The organism is Polyangium sp. y55x31, from assembly GCF_029946505.1.
Lineage (GTDB): Bacteria > Myxococcota_A > Polyangia > Polyangiales > Polyangiaceae > Polyangium.
This window is the reverse complement of the sequence record NZ_JARZHG010000048.1, coordinates 1-16,906: the sequence shown is the minus strand read 5'-3', so window position 1 is coordinate 16,906 and position 16,906 is coordinate 1. Positions and strand designations below refer to the sequence as shown.

16 protein-coding genes are annotated in these 16,906 nt (G+C 68.1%); 8 read left to right on the top strand and 8 right to left on the bottom strand.

Going from position 1 to position 16,906, the window contains the following annotated elements; translation table 11 throughout:
* The first annotated feature begins 57 nt into the window (after positions 1-57).
* Positions 58-981, top strand: coding sequence for a LysR family transcriptional regulator (locus tag QHF84_RS44355; RefSeq protein ID WP_281319661.1), 924 nt, complete (start codon positions 58-60; stop codon positions 979-981).
* A gap of 43 nt (positions 982-1,024) precedes the next feature.
* On the opposite strand, the gene QHF84_RS44350 is transcribed toward QHF84_RS44355, so the two are convergent.
* A complete protein-coding gene (locus QHF84_RS44350) occupies positions 1,025-2,026 on the bottom strand; it encodes a polysaccharide deacetylase family protein (protein WP_281319660.1) in 1,002 nt (333 codons plus the stop codon).
* Positions 2,023-2,493, bottom strand: a complete 471-nt coding sequence (locus QHF84_RS44345; RefSeq protein ID WP_281319659.1) for a MauE/DoxX family redox-associated membrane protein — start codon at positions 2,491-2,493, stop codon at positions 2,023-2,025. The genes QHF84_RS44350 and QHF84_RS44345 overlap by 4 nt, the downstream gene beginning before the upstream one ends.
* Before the next feature lie 110 nt (positions 2,494-2,603).
* Between QHF84_RS44345 and QHF84_RS44340 the strand changes: the two genes are divergently transcribed.
* Complete coding sequence (locus QHF84_RS44340) at positions 2,604-3,524, top strand: LysR family transcriptional regulator (RefSeq protein ID WP_281319720.1); 921 nt, start codon at positions 2,604-2,606, stop codon at positions 3,522-3,524.
* A gap of 19 nt (positions 3,525-3,543) precedes the next feature.
* On the opposite strand, the gene QHF84_RS44335 is transcribed toward QHF84_RS44340, so the two are convergent.
* Positions 3,544-5,064 carry a D-arabinono-1,4-lactone oxidase gene (locus tag QHF84_RS44335; protein WP_281319658.1) on the bottom strand — a complete coding sequence of 507 codons (1,521 nt, stop codon included), beginning with the start codon at positions 5,062-5,064 and terminating at the stop codon, positions 3,544-3,546.
* A 358-nt stretch (positions 5,065-5,422) separates the two neighbouring features.
* A complete protein-coding gene (locus QHF84_RS44330) occupies positions 5,423-6,193 on the bottom strand; it encodes a hypothetical protein (protein WP_281319657.1) in 771 nt (256 codons plus the stop codon).
* Positions 6,194-6,643: 450 nt separating this feature from the next.
* On the opposite strand from QHF84_RS44330, the gene QHF84_RS44325 reads away from it, so the two are divergent.
* Together QHF84_RS44325 and QHF84_RS44320 are read left to right on the top strand one after the other, a co-directional pair.
* Complete coding sequence (locus QHF84_RS44325; RefSeq protein WP_281319656.1) at positions 6,644-7,954, top strand: ATP-binding protein; 1,311 nt, start codon at positions 6,644-6,646, stop codon at positions 7,952-7,954.
* A gap of 9 nt (positions 7,955-7,963) precedes the next feature.
* A complete protein-coding gene (locus tag QHF84_RS44320; protein WP_281319655.1) occupies positions 7,964-9,805 on the top strand; it encodes a tetratricopeptide repeat protein in 1,842 nt (613 codons plus the stop codon).
* A 6-nt stretch (positions 9,806-9,811) separates the two neighbouring features.
* Here QHF84_RS44320 and QHF84_RS44315 read toward each other — a convergent pair whose 3' ends face one another.
* Positions 9,812-10,675, bottom strand: a complete 864-nt coding sequence (locus tag QHF84_RS44315; RefSeq protein ID WP_281319654.1) for a HEPN domain-containing protein — start codon at positions 10,673-10,675, stop codon at positions 9,812-9,814.
* Between the two features lie 141 nt (positions 10,676-10,816).
* Here QHF84_RS44315 and QHF84_RS44310 point away from each other — a divergent pair, with 141 nt between their 5' ends.
* Positions 10,817-11,536, top strand: a complete 720-nt coding sequence (locus tag QHF84_RS44310; protein WP_281319653.1) for a hypothetical protein — start codon at positions 10,817-10,819, stop codon at positions 11,534-11,536.
* A 5-nt stretch (positions 11,537-11,541) separates the two neighbouring features.
* Here QHF84_RS44310 and QHF84_RS44305 read toward each other — a convergent pair whose 3' ends face one another.
* The 3 genes from QHF84_RS44305 to QHF84_RS44295 form a co-directional block, all read right to left on the bottom strand.
* Positions 11,542-12,843 (bottom strand): nucleotide sugar dehydrogenase, encoded by a 1,302-nt coding sequence (locus QHF84_RS44305; protein WP_281319652.1) that lies wholly within the window; start codon positions 12,841-12,843, stop codon positions 11,542-11,544.
* 14 nt (positions 12,844-12,857) lie between these two features.
* Positions 12,858-13,586, bottom strand: coding sequence for a CpsB/CapC family capsule biosynthesis tyrosine phosphatase (locus QHF84_RS44300; RefSeq protein ID WP_281319719.1), 729 nt, complete (start codon positions 13,584-13,586; stop codon positions 12,858-12,860).
* Positions 13,587-13,674: 88 nt separating this feature from the next.
* Positions 13,675-14,064 carry a hypothetical protein gene (locus QHF84_RS44295; protein WP_281319651.1) on the bottom strand — a complete coding sequence of 130 codons (390 nt, stop codon included), beginning with the start codon at positions 14,062-14,064 and terminating at the stop codon, positions 13,675-13,677.
* 143 nt (positions 14,065-14,207) lie between these two features.
* On the opposite strand from QHF84_RS44295, the gene QHF84_RS44290 reads away from it, so the two are divergent.
* Genes QHF84_RS44290 through QHF84_RS44280 form a run of 3 tightly spaced genes read left to right on the top strand, consistent with a single transcriptional unit; the run spans position 14,208 to position 16,679 of the window.
* Positions 14,208-14,606, top strand: a complete 399-nt coding sequence (locus QHF84_RS44290; RefSeq protein ID WP_281319650.1) for a hypothetical protein — start codon at positions 14,208-14,210, stop codon at positions 14,604-14,606.
* Between the two features lie 49 nt (positions 14,607-14,655).
* Positions 14,656-15,828: an ArsA-related P-loop ATPase gene (locus tag QHF84_RS44285; RefSeq protein WP_281319649.1), complete on the top strand. Its 1,173-nt coding sequence runs from the start codon at positions 14,656-14,658 to the stop codon at positions 15,826-15,828.
* 56 nt (positions 15,829-15,884) lie between these two features.
* On the top strand, positions 15,885-16,679 hold the full coding sequence (locus QHF84_RS44280; RefSeq protein ID WP_281319648.1) for a hypothetical protein: 795 nt from the start codon (positions 15,885-15,887) through the stop codon (positions 16,677-16,679).
* Positions 16,680-16,906: the final 227 nt, after the last annotated feature.

Genomic DNA, 16,906 nt, shown 5'->3' with positions numbered 1-16,906 from the left:
AATCTGTTTCAACAAGATCTTCAAGCTGGGCAAGGCGCGCAGTAGCATCGCGCGGGCATGGAGACGCTCGTCACGCTGGAGTCGTTCGTACGCAGCGCGCAGGCCGCGAGCTTTTCGGCGGCCGCGCGCCGGCTCGGGTTATCGCCCGCGGCCGTCAGTCAAAACGTCGCGCGGCTCGAGGGGAAGCTCGGCGTGCGTCTGTTTCAGCGCAGCACCCGAGGGCTGACGCTGACCGAGGCGGGCGAGCGCTTTCTGCAAGACGTCAGCGGCGGCCTCGACATGCTCCAGGCAGCCATTGCCAACGTATCCCAGGCCGCCGGCCAGCCCGCCGGCGTCCTCAAGGTCAGCGCGTCCCCCGTGTTCGGGCGCGGCTATCTCGTGCCCCTGCTGAAGGACTTTCTCGCGCGCTACCCTGGCATCATCCCGGACTGGCATTTTGATCCCCGACCGGTGGACCTCATCAAGGAGGGCTTCGACGCGGCCATCGGCGGTGGATTCGATCTCGCCTCGGGTCTCGTCGCGCGTGAGCTGGCGAGGGCGCAGCTCATTGCGGTGGCGTCGCCCGCCTATCTCGCCAGTCGCACGCCGCCCCGGGAGCCCGCGGACCTCCAGCACCACGCCGGCATCCACTTGCGTTCCCCCCAAACCGGACGCGTCCGCGGATGGCCCTTGCGCAATCGCGCCGGCGAGCAAATCTCCGTCGAAGTGCCGCCGCGCATCATCCTCGACGACCCCGAGTCGCTCACCCAGTGCGCCTTGATGGACCTCGGCATCTGTTTCGTCACGGTCATGGATGCACTGCCACATCTGCGGAGCGGTGCCCTCGTGCGGGTCCTGCCGGCGTGGTACGCCGACATCGGCCCGATTTCGCTCTATTACGCCGGGCACAAGCAGCTCGCGGCGAAGACGCGCGTGTTCGTGGATTATGTGATCGAAGCGTTCCGTCGGCAGGAGCTGGCCAAGCTGTTCTCGGCGGTTTGAATCCGAGCCGCTGCGTGGCGCCGGGGTTTCGCTGCGAGCGGAATCAGGGCCCTTCCCGCGGCGTGATCGGGCTCTCCAGGGCGAATCGCGCGATCTCGTCCTTGCGCGCGAACCATACCCCGGGGTGCGATTGCGCGTACTGGATGAACTCCTCCAGCACGCGCGCCCGCCCCGGGCGACCGCCGATCCGGTCGTGCACGCTCACCGACATCAGGCGGCGGCGCGTCGCGGCCTCCTCGTAGAGCGCATCGAACTCGTATTTCAGATCCGCGGCGAAGCCGGCCGTGTCGTGGTGCCGCTCCTCGAAGGATACGATGTCGTTGGTGCCGAGCGTGTAAGGCACGACCACGAAGGGTCGGCCTTGCACGGTCACCAGAAAAGGTTCGTCCCGGCTGAGGTCGTCGATGTGATAGAGGAAGCCGAGGTCCTGCAGGATCGAAAGCGTGCTCGGGGTGCCGCGCATCCAGAATGCATTGAAGCCGACGGGGCGGACGCCGGTCGCGCGCTCGATGCTCTGCACGTTCGCCTCGTACGACGCGCGCTCCTCAGCAGGGGACATCGAGAATTGCGGGGTCCATGTCTGCCCGTGCGCGGCCGCCTCGTGGCCTCGTTCGACGATCTCCCGCGCCAGCGCGGGGTGGAGGTCCACCGCCTTTCCGACCATGTGCGACGTGACCTTGACCTTGCGGCGCTCGAACACGGAGAGCAGGCGCGGAATGCCCTCCTTGATGCCGTATTCGTACCATTTCGTGGCCGGTAGATCGGGATACCGCGGATCGAGCGGGGGGTATGGGCTGCTCGCGCCGCGCTCGGGTTGCGCGCCGGCCTCGAATTGCATCGAAATGGAGACGGCGAGGCGCGCGCCGCCCGGCCAGAAGGGACCTCGGGGGGACAGGGGCATGTGGGAGCTCCTTTCGGGATCACGCGCCGGACCCGGGACGGGCGAGGGCGCGCAGCCGCTGCCGGCGGCGAAGAGGGCGCCCGCGGCGAGTGCCCCCGTGGTGAAGGCGCGGCGATTCACCCGACCCGCGTCGACGGGGCTCATGACGGGCTGCCCTCCTGCGCGGCGGCTTCCGGCGCGGGCAGGTGCGCGCCGAGCACCCAGTAGGCGATGGCGTAGACGAGCTGCAGACCGACGATCTCCCAGCGCTGAATCATGCAGGCGCCGAAGGTGAGCGCCGCGAGGAGCGCGCTCGCGGCAAAGAGCACCTCGCGCAGGCGGACGCCGAATAACAAGAGCGTTCCCAGGGCGAGCTCGAGCGGGGGCACGCAGTAGGCGAACGGCCGCACCATCGCGGCGGGCAAGACCCCGGCGAAATCGGCCGAGAGGCCCGCGGCGAAGGCGGGCACGTTCCCGATGCGGACGAGGCCGTGCGCCGCGAGGTTCACCCCCACGACGAGGCGCAGGCCGAGGTGCGGCAACGCGCGCGGCGTCCACCGCGCCTTTTCCCTCGTCCCGCTCTGCGCCGCTCCGCCGATCCCGGCGACGGCCGCGGTCCTTTCAACTTGCATGGCGAATCCTCCTCGTCGCCGGTCGATCGCGCCGGCGATGGAGGGGACGATGCTGCGGTCGAGCCTTGCGTACAACGCATGATCATGAAAAGGACTCGTGCGTGGGAAGCATGAATCCAGGGGATGGGTCGCTCCGGGATCTGGAGCTCGTAGTGACGCTCGGGGAGACGCGATCGCTCGTGGGTGCGTCGCGCCGGTTGCGGGTGACGGCGCCTTCGCTCAGCCGGCAGCTCGCGCGGCTGGAGGAGCGGCTCGGCGTGCGATTGGTGCAGCGCACGACGCGCTCGCTCTCGTTCACGGCCGCGGGGCTTCGTTATCGCGAGCACGCCGCGCGGATCCTCGATGCGCTCGCCGTGGCCGAGCGCGACGTGCGCGAGGCCGAGGAGGTCCCGCGCGGCACGCTGCGCGTCTCGGCGCCGACCGTGCTGGGCGAGCACCTCGTCGCCCCCGCCGTGGGCGCATTTCGCGAGCAATGGCCGGGCATGCGCGTGGAGCTCGAGCTCGATGATCGGATGGTCGACCTGGTGAAAGGGAATTTCGACGTGGCCGTGCGCGTGAGCAGCAAGCTCACGGCGAGCGCGCTCGTGGCGCGGCGCCTCGGCACGCAGGCGCTTTTGCTCTGCGCGAGCCCCGCCTACCTCGCGGGCGCGCCGCCTTTGCGCACGCCGGAGGATTTGCGCCAGCACGCGTGCGTCGAGCTCGCGCACGGCAGCGATCGAGGCCGCTGGCGCTTCACGCGCGGCGGCAAGGCGCGGACGGTGACGATCGAGCCCCAGGTGATCACGAATGGGCTCGGGGCTTTGCGGCGCTGCGTGATTGCGGGCACCGGCGTCGGCCAGGTGCCCAATTACCTCGTGCTCGACGATTTGCGCGAGGGCCGGCTGGTCCAGCTCCTGCCCGGCTGGTCCTTGCCGGAGCGTGGCGTTTATGCGCTCCACGCGGGGGGCAGTTTGCTCCCGCCGCGCGTGCGCCGCTTCGTGGACGTGCTCGCGCGGATCGTGGCCGCGCGGCTCGGCCCGGCGCGAGGGTGAGGGAAGCGCCGCGCGTCGGTCATGCCGTGATCGGCTGGAACGCAGGGATCGGCGCGGCGTGCTCGGCGCCGCTCGTGGCCGTCTCGGTGTGCTGGGCCGGCGCGACGTCCGTGAACAGGCGCGCGATGAAATCGTTGACGAACTTTCCTCTGGGATCGGCCGCGTGCCGCGCCCTCTGGAAGCGGGTGAAGCGTTCCCCGTACATCGCGGCCATTTCCTTCGCGCCGGCGCGTGTCGCCTTTCCGAAGTGGAGCTGCCCGCCGTGCTTCCACAGAATCTCCTCCACGTCGGCGAATACCTTCGTGGAGTCGACCGAGAGGCTCGGCGCGAGCTCGATGAAGCAGGTGCGGCGGCCCACGCCGGGGCCGAGGAGGCTCTGCGACTTGTCCGGCGTGAAGCGGACCTCGATGATCGTCAAAAACCGCTTTTCTTCGAGGTACGCGAACACCTCGTCGAGGCAGGCCTGGTGCGCGTCGTACGGGACGCCGTATTCGAGCTCGTCGTGGCGATAAAAAAGTTTGCGCGGAAAACCCTCGCGCGCGGGGTAGACGGTGGAGTGCCCGTTCATCGTGAGCCGCATGAAGCCGAGGCCGAGGTTCGCCACGAGGTCCGACAGGTCGAGCAGCTTCGCGAGGCCGAGCGCATAACCCGACACCAGCATGTCGGTGAGCTCGAGCCGCATCTTGTGCAGCCGGTAGAGCGACGTCGGAGGCTCCACGGTCCGATCCCAGACGTTCATGCGGACGCTCTCCGTGTAGACGCCGCCGATGTAATAGAAGCTCACATGTTTGTGCTCCTCCAGGATCGCATCGATGTTCTTCGTGACCCAGTCGCGCTCCACGATCTCGACTGATTTGCGGAGGTTGTACGCCGACTCGCACTGGATCTCGACCTCGGTGATGACCCCGCACGCGCCGAGGCCGCCGAGCGCCGCGTGGAACATCTCGTCCTTGGGGTAAAGCGTCCGCGCGCGGCCCTCGGCGTCGACGAGGCGGAGCGAGAGGACGTTCGAGGACAAGAACCCGTCGTCGCGCCCGGTTCCATGAATGTCGGTCGAGAGCAACCCGGCGAGGCTCTGCGCGTCGGTCGATCCCTGCACCGAGAGCGCGAGGCCATGGTCGAGCAATACGGCCGTCAAATCGCGCAGGCGAATGCCCGTCTGCACGCGGACCCTGCGCGTCACCTCGTCGATCGAAAGGACTTTCGTGTACCGGTCGAGCGAGAGCATCGTCCCGTTCGTCAGCGGAGAAGCATTGAAGGTGTGCCCGCCGCCGACCGCCCGGAGCCGCGTCGATTCCCTGACGATACGGCAGATCTCCTCTTCCGTCTCCGGGGTCTCGAAGGACGCCGGCTGGCTCTCGAAGCTACGGCTCCAGTTCGACCAGATGCCCCGGAGGCGCGCATAACGTCCTTCATGCAGGACGTGCTCGCCGAAAGAGAGGATGTAAACGACCGTGTTGGCCGTGTTGATGGTCCAGGTACGAGCGATCCTCTCGATACGATCGGCCGCGCGCCTGCATTGATATTCCAAAAAGCTCATCTCGAAAACCCCCATGACTCACCTCCGGACGGCGAGGGTGTGCCTCGCGTCGTTTCACCGACGAACACCGACGATCCGCGACGCCGACCGGCGTCGATGCAATGCCGAGCGCGCGCGGTTATCCGCGCCCGATACGCACGTCGAAAAACTGGTTCATCTTTCCCCCCCTCATCGCGTGTGCCGTGCGCTCGGGGCCATCGAGCGTCGAACCACCCACCCCGACGCTCGGGCCGCCCCAGGCGATGTTGCCAGACTAACTGGCTTGCTTTACGGAGGTCAAGCGGTATTGCAGCCGACGTGGACGCGTCATGGGGGGGGCTCGACCGATGGGATCGAGCCGAGCCGAGTCGTCCCCCGCCTATGCCTTTTCGGGCTCCGCGCCCGGCGGAACGGCAGCCGCGTCCTCGACCTCGGGCAGGCCGGCGCGGCGGCGGGCGGTGGGGCGCACGCGGTCGGCGAGGGCGGGCCGCCGGGCCAGCGTGAAGAGGCCGGCCAGGGTGTCGGCGACGCCGGGATAAACGCTCCCCCAGCGAGCCATCAGCTCGTCTTTTGCATTTTGCGTGAGCTGCGCCTCGCGTTTTTCGCGTTCGACGTCGTGCAGGGCGGAGCGGAGCGCGGTCATGGCGAACGCGAGGTCGTCGGCGGCGGCGATCGGGGCGAGCGTCAGGCTCTTGATTTTGGGCTGCTCGGTCAGCGGGCGCTCGCGCAGGAGCTTCTCGGCTTTGCCAGCGAGGCCGAGGAGGAGCTGCGGATCCTCGGGCAGGGCGCTATTGAGCCCATACGCGTCGGCGAGGGCGGGACCATAACTGCGGACGACGAGCTCGCGGAGCGAGGCATACACGTTTTTCAGCTCGGCGACGCGTTCGTCACGTGCGGCGCGATAGCCATCGTCGTCGGCCAGTTCGACGGCGTGGGCGCGATCGGCGGTTTCGAGGGACGCGACGTACCGGCCGAGGGTATCACCGAGGGCGGCGAGGAAATCGGCGACGGTGACCTTGTCGGGCGCGCCGCCGGGGAAGAGGAGCCTTTCCAGCTCGCCGGCGACCTCCGGGCCGTGCACCGCAGCGGCGCCCTGCACGGCGCGGGCGATGGCTGCACGATCGGCAACCATCTTGGAGACTTTGCTCATGGTACCTCCGTGGAGAAGGTGGCCTGTGTAACACAGGAAGGGTGGGCCAAGGAACAGGTTTCAGAATGAAAGTGGAGGGCCGGCATACGTTCGCTGCGCGTGGTCGTTGCGGGGGAAGGCGAGGCGGGCGGGACGGGAGGCGGGTTTCAGGCGGGGAAAGGCGTGGTGGGGGGGAAGGCGAGGGAGGTGTCGTCGGGGAAGGGTGGAGGGGGCGGGAAGGGATGAGGGGTCAGGTTTGAGGAAGGCGGGGCGGGGGCGGCGGCGGGGAGGTTGCGAACTGCGAGGGGCGAGGCGGGGCGCTCGCGAAGGGGGTGTCATGGTGGTATAGCCGGGACGGCGGGTCGGCGGGCCGTCTGTGCAGGAACCCCGGCGCTGGCCGGCGTCCTGCGACGTTGGCTTGGCCGAAGCCGAGGCATGCCGACAGAATGATCTCGTGGAAGGAAGGTCCTCATGCCGCCCAGCCGAGTGAACGCCGCGTGGCTCCAGCCGATCAGCACGGATCCAGGGCTGCTCGTGAACCGCGAGGAGGAACTCGACGACCTCGTGCGGCGGCTCGAAGAGCTCCGTGAGGCGCAGCTTCGCAGTGCGCACTTCATGATCACGGGAGCGCGGGGCGTCGGGAAGTCGATCTTCACGCGGGCGGCGCTGGCTCGCTTCGCGCACAAGCACCCCGACCATGCCGTCTGCCTCACGATCGACAGCCGCGGCCTTCGTTACAGGCCCTTCCTGAACCGGTTCGCGAACGAGCTCGTCGAGGCGATCAAGCCGCGTGCGGAGAGGTTCAAGCGCCAGGGTATCGCCCGCGTCCTCGATCAACTCGCGCTCTTCGCGAACCATAGCCAGATCAACCGCTCGCAGACGGATACGGTCGGTCGGCGGTACGGCGTAGACGCGTCGCTCGGCGCGGACTTGCTGTTGAAGCTCCAGAGCAAGCTCACCTGGGAGGAAACACGGAGCGTTGGGCAGGCGGTCCAGCTCTCGCTGACGGTGACCGACGAGCTGCTCCACGCGGCCATCACGGCGACCCTGGAGCGCCTCGCCGAGGACGACTCGCGCTGGATGGTCGTCGTCTTTTTCGACGACCTCGATCAGGCGCTCCCCACGGACCACGAGGAAGACGTGGCGATGCTCTTCCGCCACGTCCTCGATCTTCGGCCCTGCGTTTCGCTCGTGCACTTCCGGACGGAGGCCCTCGTGGAGAACGTCGCCAGGGAGGCGACCGAGAAGATCGACCTGAAGCCGCTCACAGCCGAGGTGCTGTTCGAGCTCGTTCGCCGGCGGCTCGAAGCGGCGACCGAGACGGTGAAAAAGCAATTTCCGCTGGACACCGACTGGTCCGCCGTCCACCGCCTCGCTGCGTGCACCGGCAATCCCCTGGTTTTTCTCAAGTGGGTGCACGGTCTCATGCGCTCGCAGCCGTGGCCGCCGCCGGCGAACTGGACCGATCCGGGGAGCCTCGCCCGCCTCGTCTTCACGGCAGATCCCTTCAATGGCGCGGACCCGGAGCTCGTGCGCCGTCTGGCCGAGACCGTGGATCGCTGCGATGGAGGACGGCCTCAGGTGACGCTCCTGCGCGAGGACCTTCTTCGCGGGTGCGCCAAGACGGACCCGGGAAAGGCGCCCGGCATGACCGAGCAGGAGATCGACGACCTCGTGAAGCTCCAGGTGCTGCTCCCGAAGCACCGCTTCCAGCCCACCTTGGGGTACCGCATGCAGCCGGTGCTCGATTTGCTGCGCCCGAGCGTGCGCGCGAACCTCTGAGCCCGAGGTATGCGCGCGCTGCACCTCATCGGCCTGCGGACGGCCACGGGTGAGAAGGTCCGTCTCTACCCCGCTGATACCTTTCCGCTCTTTTTGCCGTCGTGGCTCGTGGAGAGTGACCGCGAGATTTTGCTCGCGTTTTACCAGCAGATTCTAGGGGAGGACACGCTTCGTCGCGCTGAGGTCGAGTGGTATCGCAGCATCGTTGATGCGGACCGGGAGTTTCTGCGCAACCTGCGCGAGCGCCACGGATCCGACGAGTTCCTCGTCGTCGTGAAGGTGCGGCGCCCCGACGTCGATCTGAACGACGTCCTCGCGCAGCCGGAGCTCCAGGGCTTTCAGCATGTGGCCATTACGAGCGACTTTCCCGTGGCCAACGAGCGCCTGGGGAAGCTCGGTGAGATTGGGCGGCTCGTGCAGACGACAGCGGAGGAGATCTACGAGGAGATGGTCCGCGAGCTCGGGCTGCGCCCGGATGGGATCGAGCTCGTTGAGCCTCTCGTCCAGACGCTCCTCAATCCGATTCTCGTGATTGAGACGTACAACGCGTTGCTCGATGTCCATGCAGAGAACGTGGCGCGCGAAAACCAGCGGGATGCCATTTACCGGCGTATTCTCGGCCGGCTTCTCGACACGATGCCGGGAGGCGAGGTCGTGGGCTTGGTTGTCTTGGCGCTGCGCGGAGAGAAAGGGTTCGCCGCGGCCATGAAGGAGCCCGAGCGCACGAACGTACTCGCATCGCTCCGCGGCCGGATGCTGGTGCGCGACCGGAAGATCATCCTCTGGGCAAGGTTCCTGTCGGAGGAGTTCGTGCGTGAGCTGCTGCGCGAGCGCGTCCAGCGGCTTGCGTACCCGGAGGCGAGACCAGCCCATGGCGCACGACGCGTCATGAAATGGCTGGATCCGGCGGCCCAACCGGTTGCGAAGGATCGCTTGCGTGCCGACGTTTTCGCGATCTTCAAATGGCTCAACGAGGGGCAGCTCGGCCGTGCACGTACCGAGCTCCAAGCGCTGGAAAGCCGCCTCGACGAACCGGGCGTGACGATGGTGACCCGGAGTTACTACTGGCTCGCCGCGGCGCGCATGCTTCACCTGGAAGGACGCTGGGCTGAAGCCGAGTCGCTCTTCCGCAAGGCGCTCTCGCTTCAAAAAGAGGGAGGTGCCAACGCCAAAATCCATGGAATAATTCTCCACAACCTCGCGTGCGGCCTGCGCGACAATGGTCGCTGGACCGAGGCCGAGCCGCTCTTCCACGAGGCGCTCCGCCTGGGGGAGGAGGGAGGCGACACCGCCACCAGCCGTGGGCTCACCCTCCACGAGCTCGCGTGCGGCCTGAGCGACAATGGTCGCTGGGCCGAGGCCGAGCCGGTCTTCCGCGAGGCGCTCCGGCTCAAAGAAAAGGGAGGCGCTACCGCCATCAGCCGCAGCATCACCCTTCACGAGCTCGCATGCGGCCTGTGCGACAATGGTTGCTGGGCCGAGGCCGAGCCGCTCTTCCGCGAGGCGCTCCGGCTGGGGGAGGAGGGAGGCGACACCGCCACCAGCCGTGGGATCACCCTCCACGAGCTCGCGTGCGGCCTGTGCGACAATGGGCGCTGGGCCGAGGCCGAGCCAATGTTCCTGGAAGCGTTGCGGCTGAAGCGGGAAGGCGCGGCCTCGGCAGAGGAACTGGCGGTGACGCTCCGCGCCTACTCTCGGGGGCTCCGGGCACACGGCCGGCACGAAGAAGCCGCCCTGCTCGAAGCGGAGGCAGACCTCCTCGACGAAGCTGCAACGCGCGTCGTCGAGACCTCAACCCAAGCAACCGCGCGCGAAGCGGTGGGGCCCGACGAGTCCGGTCGCGGCGATTAACTGCCGCTATCCGGCCCTGCCCGCCGACGCGAGTAGCCCGGCCATTTTCTCCTGGCATACCCGTTCCACCACGGCCGCGAGCGCCCGCACCCGCTTGCCCAGGGTGGCGAGCTCCTCCGTCGTGACGCGATAACTTTTGTCGTACCGGGCGTCGATGTAGGCGCGCCGGAGCAGCTCGAAGAGGTGCTTGTCCTCGGGCGTCGTCCGCGGGAGCGCTCCGCGCAAATCGGGGTGCAGCAGCGCGACCTCCTCGTCGAGCTCCTCCAGGTTGTGCGATTTGCGCTTGTATCCCGTGTACACGAGGCTTACGGCGACGTAGAGCCGTTCTGCTGCCTGGTGCAGCAGAAATGCAGCGTGAGCATTGCGGCCCTTGTTGGTATAGAACTCGAACCCTTCGAGAAAGCCGGTCGCGCTCTCAAACCAATACGAAAAATTCCGCTCCGCCCTCGCGGCGCGCTCCTTGGGTGTGGCCTCTCTCGGCCGCGCCAGCGTGTGCTTCCGCGCGTCGTACAGGAGTACGCCCTCGTTCCGGATGTCGCCGAAGAAATAGTTCCCGGCGCGGATCTCGCGGTTCACGTACTTGATATCGTGGGCGATCAACGTGATCGGCGCCTCGCCCGACACCTCACGCGCCTTCGTCCCGAGTTCGGACCAGAGCGCCGTGTCCTCGGCGAGCTTCGGGCTCTTCACGATCGCGAGCAGGTCGTAATCGCTGAAGTAACCGTGCTCCGGATCCTCCACCCAGTCGCCGCGGGCGTGGCTGCCGAACAGGATCAGCATCTCCAGGGGCGCGCCGGTCCGGAGGATCTCGGTGATCGCGCGGAGCTCCTCCTGCTTGCGGGCGGGCAGGTGGTCGAGCGACGTCTTCATGAGGTTCCTCGGGCGACAGGCACGGCAGGGGGGCGGCAAGCTTGGCCGAGTTCGTCCCGGAAACGCAAGCCCCACTGCGCTCCCCGCTGACCCCGCTGCACGCTTGACCTCTCCCGCCCGTTTGTCCAAGCTCGCCGGCCTATGACCTGGCGCCGTGCGCTCGTTCCACTCCACGTGCTCGTCACGCTCTCCGCGGGCGCCTTCGCTTGCGCTTCGGGCGCGCCCGCGCCTCAGCCATCGGGCGCGCCCGCGCCTCAGCCATCGGGCGCGCCCGCGCCTCAGGCATCGGGCGCGCCTGTCGTCTCTGCATCCGCCGAAGAGAGGGTGCGCGCGGATACGCCGGTCCCGGTCGAAAAGGGCTGCCCCGCCGCGGCGCCCACGGAGAAGAGCGCCTGCGGTTCCGCCGGTCGGCTCTGTACGTATGCCTCGTCCCTGGGGTGCGGGACCGTATACGATTGCCACCTCGGGAAGTGGCGCGTGGCCCTACCCGTGGCGTGCACGGACGCGCATCGGGACGGCGCTTGCGCCCCGGAGCCGGAGCGGGACCGCGCTCCGAAGACGCCGCTCGAGAAAAGCCCTATTTGCCTCTATTCCGGAGCCACGGCGTGCAGCTACCACGTCGACGCGCCGCCGCAGCCGTGCAGCGGCGTGCCCCGGCAGGTGCCACCGCCCAAGTTCGTGTGGCGCTGCAACGAATTGACCTCCGGCGGATGTGGTGCTGGTTTCGCCGAAGGTGAGCGCTGCGCACCCGAGGGCGTGTCCTGCGGGACGACCTGCTGCGGGACGAGCGCGGTTTGCTCGGGTGGGAAGTGGCACGTCACAGAGCACGGCTGCCCGCCGCAAGCGCCCGGAGGGCGCTAGATGTTCTAGAGCCGCACGACCTTCCCCTTGTCGCCTTCGACCTTCCGCAGCGCGTCCCGCGTATCGACCACGAGCTTCGCCTCTCGCAGCATCCGCGCATAATCGACCGACGCGTGATCCGTCACGATCACGACCGCGTCGTATTCGCCGTAGGCCACGGTGCTCGGCTCCGAGCGCATCACGATCCCGCCTTCATCGCATTCGGGCACGTACGGATCGTGATACCGCACCTCGGCCCCGAGGCCCTGGAGCTGGTGAATGATGTCGAACGCCGGCGACTCGCGGTAATCGGCCACGTCGCGCTTGTACGCCACGCCGCTCACCAGGATCTTCGATCCATTCGCCGCCTTTCGCTCGCCGTTCAGCGCCTGCTGCACGAGGTGCACCACGTATTCGGGCATCGCGCTGTTGATCGTGTCCGCGAGCTCGATGAACCGCGCCTGATACTTGAGCGTCCGCATCCGCCACGACAGGTAGAGCGGGTCGATCGGAATGCAGTGCCCGCCGAGGCCCGGGCCCGGGAAAAACGGCATGAAGCCGAACGGTTTTGTGGCTGCCGCCCGGATGACCTCCCAGACGTCGATCCCGAGCTTCCGGCTCATCAGCGCGACCTCGTTCACGAGGCCGATGTTCACCGCGCGGAACGTGTTCTCCAGGAGCTTCACCATCTCGGCCGCGTCCGTGCTCGACACGGGCACCACGGTCTCGATGATCTTGCCGTAGAGCGCCATCGCGACCTCGAGGCAGCCGGGCGTCGCGCCGCCGAGCACCTTCGGCGTGTTGCGCGTGCCGTACGTCTTGTTGCCCGGATCCACGCGCTCGGGGCTGAACGCGATGAAGACGTCCTTGCCGAGCTCGTAGCGGCCGGCCGTGAGCTTCGGGACCAGGACTTCGCGCGTCGTGCCAGGGTACGTCGTCGACTCCAGCACGATGAGCATGTTCGGGTGCTGGTGCTCCGCGATCTCGTCGCTCGCCGACAAGATGAAGCGCATGTCGGGGTCTTTGGTCTTGTTGAGTGGCGTCGGGACGCAGACCACGATCGCGTCCGCCGAGCCGAGGACGTCGGGGTCGGTCGTGGCGCGCAGGCGGCCCGCCGCGACATGCGGCGCGAGCGCCGAAGACGGGATGTCGCCGATGTACGATTCGCCCTGGCCGAGCAGCCGAACCTTCTCGCGATCCTTGTCGTAGCCGGTGACGGAGAAGCCGGCCCGGGCGAACTCCACGACGAGCGGCAGCCCGACGTAGCCGATGCCCACGACGACGATGTGCGCGCTACGATCCTCGATCTTCTTGAGAAGCTCCTGCACGATGCGTGTCCCTTTCACGAGTCGACCCGGCCCTCCAGGATGGAAAGCGGTCCTTCGATCAGCATGTCGCGTGCCTCCGCCACGCCGAGCGCCCGGTGGAGGTGTTCGATGCCCGCCGCCACGTCCTCGACGTCCCGCGGGCCATGGGCGTCGCTGCACGCCGCGTAGTAGTACCCCTCTGAAAGCAGCGCCTCCGCGCACTTGCGCGTCGCCCGGCCGTACTTGCCAACGAGCGAAGCGACGTCGAGCAGAAGGACGACGCCGCCGTCGAGCAGCGGATCGAGCACGGTCCGGTCGTCCCAGACAGGCTCGTACCGCTCCGGATGCGCGAGCACGGGCCGGAGTTTTTTCTTCCGCTTGAGGTCGGCGAACCGAGACGCGAGGCGCGCGGGAAAGGCCCGCGGGGAGAGCTCGACCAGGACGGCGCGCTCGCCGGGGTAGGGGAGCGCTTCGCCCCGCATGAGGCGCTCATAGACGACGTCGTCGAAGAAGTGCTCCGAGGAGAGCGCGAGCTCGGGCAGGCCGGGCGCGTCCGCGAGGGCCGTTCGCGTGGCCTCGTAGGCGCGCGCGAGGTCGCTCTTCGTGTTGTCGAACATCCCAGGGCGCATGTGCGGCGTGGCGACGACCTTGCCGAACCCGGCGCCCGCGAGGCCCGTGAGCAGGGCGCGGCTGTCTGCGACGGTCCTCACGCCGTCGTCGATGCCGACCACCCAGTGGCAGTGAAGGTCGATGTACCCCGTCATCACGCGCCGCGCGAACCTAGCAGTTTTTGAGCGGGTTGCGCGGTGATGGGACGCCGTCGCGGACGGCAGGACGGGGAACCGCGGGTTTTTACAGGGCGCGTGTGATGACCTTGGCGATGTCGAGATCCCTGAGGCAGCCGTCGGAGCCCTTGCCGAACACACACGCGAGGGTGACGACGCCGTCCTTCAGGCCCACGGAGGCGGTGCCGTCTTTCAGGTTCGTGACGACGATACGCTTCACGCCCTCGCGGACGGCCTCCTTGCCGAGGTCGTCGACGCAGATGACGCGGAAGGCGTTGGCGAGCAGGCGGACGCCGAGGTGCTGGACGTTCTTCAGCGCGGCTTCGTCGGTCTCGAAGGTCGGCCAGTCGACATCCACGACGACGGGCGCGCCGGCGGCGTCCTGGATGGCTTTTTGCTCGTCCGGAAGCCAGGACTCCTTCGCTTCCTTGATGAGCCGCTTTTCGATGAGTCCCATGGAAAACCGCCTCCGTTCGAACGCGTGACGATCACGCCGGGGGCGGAGCATACAGGAACGGGATCTCGCCGGAAAGTGGACCCCACGGGCGCGTCCGGGCGACCCTTTTGGGGCAAGGAGGTTGTCTCTTGAGGATGGATCCCATGGAGGCCCCGCCGTCGTCGCTCGGGGCCGAGCGCCGCAGGCGGAGGAGCGACGATCCGATCACGGCGCTGCACTACCAGCTCTCGGTCGCGCGCAGCGAGGGGAAGCTCGAAGCCCTCGTGCTGGTCGACGATCGAGGCTGTCTCGTCGCCGGCGCCGGTTCGTGGCCCGTGTGCGAGGAACTCGCCGCCTACGCGCCGCTGCTCGCCGAGCCCGGTTTGCCCACGACCGCGGCCGTCGGCACGCGGATCGCCGATCTGTCGCGCGAGGTCCTCGTGAGCCCCCTGCCGCTCGGCGCGGCCGAGGCGTTGCTCGCGGTTCGCGGGGGCGGGGACGACCGGTCGGCCTACGTCGCCCGCGCGGCGGCGGGATGCCGGCGAATTCTGCGGGCAGCCTGAGCGCTTTCCGTCATCCCCGAATCTCCCGAGCCGTGCTAAAGGGCCGGCCGTGGCAGCCTCGGATTCTCGTTCGTCCACGCCCGGCGGGCTCGGCAAGCTCCTCGATTCCCGGCGGGTCCTCCTCGTCGTAGGGTGCGGCGGGGTCGGCAAGACGACGACCACGGCAGCGCTCGGCCTCGCCGCGGCGCGCCGCGGGAAACGCGTCCTCTGCTTGACGATCGATCCGGCGCGGCGCCTGTCGCAGAGCCTCGGCATCGAGGAGATGAAGACCGAGGCGCAGATGATCGACCCGGCCCTGTTCGCGCAGGCCGGCGTGCCCGTCACGGGCTCGATGACCGTGATGATGCTGGACACGAAGAGCACGTTCGACTCGCTCGTGACGCAGCTCGCGCCCTCCGCCGAGCAGCGTGATCGCATCCTGAACAACGTGCTCTACAAGTACATCTCCACGTCGCTCGCCGGTACCCAGGAGTACATGGCGATGGAGAAGCTCTACGCGACGAAGGGCGATCCGAGCTACGACCTCATCCTGCTCGACACGCCGCCGACGCCAAACGCGCTCGACTTCCTCGACGCGCCGGAGCGGCTCGTGGGCGCGATCGACAGCGCCGCGACGCGGTGGCTCGTGCAGGCCGTGCAGAGCTCGGGGAAGTTCTCGCTGAACGTGCTCGCGAAGAGCGCAGCCGCGATCGTGCGCGGCATCGGCAAGGTGTCGGGCAGCGGGTTCCTGGAGCAGATGGCGGCGTTCATCGCGGAGATCAACTCGGTCTTCGGCGGATGGAAGAAGCGCGCCGACGCGGTGAGCACCGCGCTGCGCGGGCCCGACGTCGCGTACGTGCTCGTGACGACGCCGGACCCGCTCGCAGTGCGCGAGGTGATGTTCTTCGCGGACCGACTGCGCGAGCAGGACATGCGGCGCGACGCGTTCGTGGTGAACCGCGTGCACCCGACATACGGGCGCGTGCCGGACGTGGCGGAGGTGGAGGCGGCGCTCGCAAAGAGCGCAATCTCGCTCGGGCCCGATGCGCCGGCGCGGCTGCGGCGCGCCGCGGAGGACGAGAGCCGCATGGGCAAGCTCGACGCGCTGCATCTCGTAGGGCTCGAAGCAGCGCTGGAGGACGAGGCCTCAGGCGGGAGCCTGCTCGCGCACGTGCCAGCGTTCCCGTACGACATCCACGATCTGGAGCGGCTGTCGCGGATCGCCGAGGTCCTCGCGCCGTAGGGCGCAACCCCATCGTCCCCGTTCCGCCCGAGCCGTCCTCGTGGCATGGTCGGGGCATGGATCGAGGCGGCAAGGCGGCCAGCAGTTTCTCTCGTTCGCGTGCGCGGTGGGCGTTTCTGTCGTTGCTCGGCGCGCCGCTCGTGCTCGCGTGGATCGCGGGCGCAGCAGGGTGCCAGGAGGACGAGGCACTCGAGCCGCGCCCCGGCTTCCCCGGCGATAGCTGCACGAAGACCGACGACTGCGCAGTGCCGCTGCGTTGCATCAGCAACGTTTGCGTGGTCCCGCCCGGATCGGGTTCAGACGACGGCGGCACCAATCCAGACGGCTTCGGTCCCGGCCCCGGGCCAAGCGCCAACGACGGGCCCTGGAGCCAGTGCGACGAGTGTCTGGAGGGGACGTGCGGGCAAGCCGAGAAAGCATGCGGGCCCGATTGCCGCAGCATCGAGGCATGCATCGAGACCGTGTGCGCAAACCTCAGCGCCACGGGATCCCCAGACGAGGGCGCATGCTTCGTGTACTGCCAGGACCGCTTCCCCTCCGGAAAAGATCAACACCTCGCGCTCGTGAACTGCGCACAGGACGTGATGTGCTCGCCGCCCTGCGCGTTCTACCCGCAGGACTACGATCTCTGCCGGACGTTCATGAACAACGGCGACTGCACGGGCTACCAGAAGGCATGCGAAGCCGACCCGCGATGCGGGGCCTACCGCGATTGCGTGAAGTTCTGCGGGACGATCGGAGACTGCACCGCCTGCGACGACTCGGCCGACGCGACCGAAGGCCGGAAGCTGCTCGAAGCCTACGAGCAGTGCATCGCAGGGGAGTGTTTGACGGAGTCGTGGATCCCGTGAGAGCGGAGTTCACAGGGTAGCGTAGCGCCGGGGTTTCACCCCGGACCCGACCAGGGGTTGTCCACCCCTGGACCCGGACCAGCGCAAGCGCTGGACCCGGGGCGACAGCGCGCGATGCGCGCTGTCGACAGGAACACGTTCCCAGCACATCGGGCAACGCTGATGTCTCCGTTGGCAACGCCGTTCGTGGTCTTGCCACGGGCCCGTCCGAGAAACCGCGCATCGCG

Coding starts and splice junctions, on each gene's coding strand:
- QHF84_RS44310 (WP_281319653.1), top strand. CDS start 10,817: ATGACCTGGCGCCGTGCGCTCGTTCCACTCCACGTGCTCGTCACGCTC.
- QHF84_RS44335 (WP_281319658.1), bottom strand. CDS start 5,064: ATGAGCTTTTTGGAATATCAATGCAGGCGCGCGGCCGATCGTATCGAG.
- QHF84_RS44325 (WP_281319656.1), top strand. CDS start 6,644: ATGCCGCCCAGCCGAGTGAACGCCGCGTGGCTCCAGCCGATCAGCACG.
- QHF84_RS44290 (WP_281319650.1), top strand. CDS start 14,208: ATGGAGGCCCCGCCGTCGTCGCTCGGGGCCGAGCGCCGCAGGCGGAGG.
- QHF84_RS44330 (WP_281319657.1), bottom strand. CDS start 6,193: ATGAGCAAAGTCTCCAAGATGGTTGCCGATCGTGCAGCCATCGCCCGC.
- QHF84_RS44320 (WP_281319655.1), top strand. CDS start 7,964: ATGCGCGCGCTGCACCTCATCGGCCTGCGGACGGCCACGGGTGAGAAG.
- QHF84_RS44315 (WP_281319654.1), bottom strand. CDS start 10,675: ATGAAGACGTCGCTCGACCACCTGCCCGCCCGCAAGCAGGAGGAGCTC.
- QHF84_RS44350 (WP_281319660.1), bottom strand. CDS start 2,026: ATGAGCCCCGTCGACGCGGGTCGGGTGAATCGCCGCGCCTTCACCACG.
- QHF84_RS44355 (WP_281319661.1), top strand. CDS start 58: ATGGAGACGCTCGTCACGCTGGAGTCGTTCGTACGCAGCGCGCAGGCC.
- QHF84_RS44345 (WP_281319659.1), bottom strand. CDS start 2,493: ATGCAAGTTGAAAGGACCGCGGCCGTCGCCGGGATCGGCGGAGCGGCG.
- QHF84_RS44340 (WP_281319720.1), top strand. CDS start 2,604: ATGAATCCAGGGGATGGGTCGCTCCGGGATCTGGAGCTCGTAGTGACG.
- QHF84_RS44295 (WP_281319651.1), bottom strand. CDS start 14,064: ATGGGACTCATCGAAAAGCGGCTCATCAAGGAAGCGAAGGAGTCCTGG.
- QHF84_RS44280 (WP_281319648.1), top strand. CDS start 15,885: ATGGATCGAGGCGGCAAGGCGGCCAGCAGTTTCTCTCGTTCGCGTGCG.
- QHF84_RS44300 (WP_281319719.1), bottom strand. CDS start 13,586: ATGACGGGGTACATCGACCTTCACTGCCACTGGGTGGTCGGCATCGAC.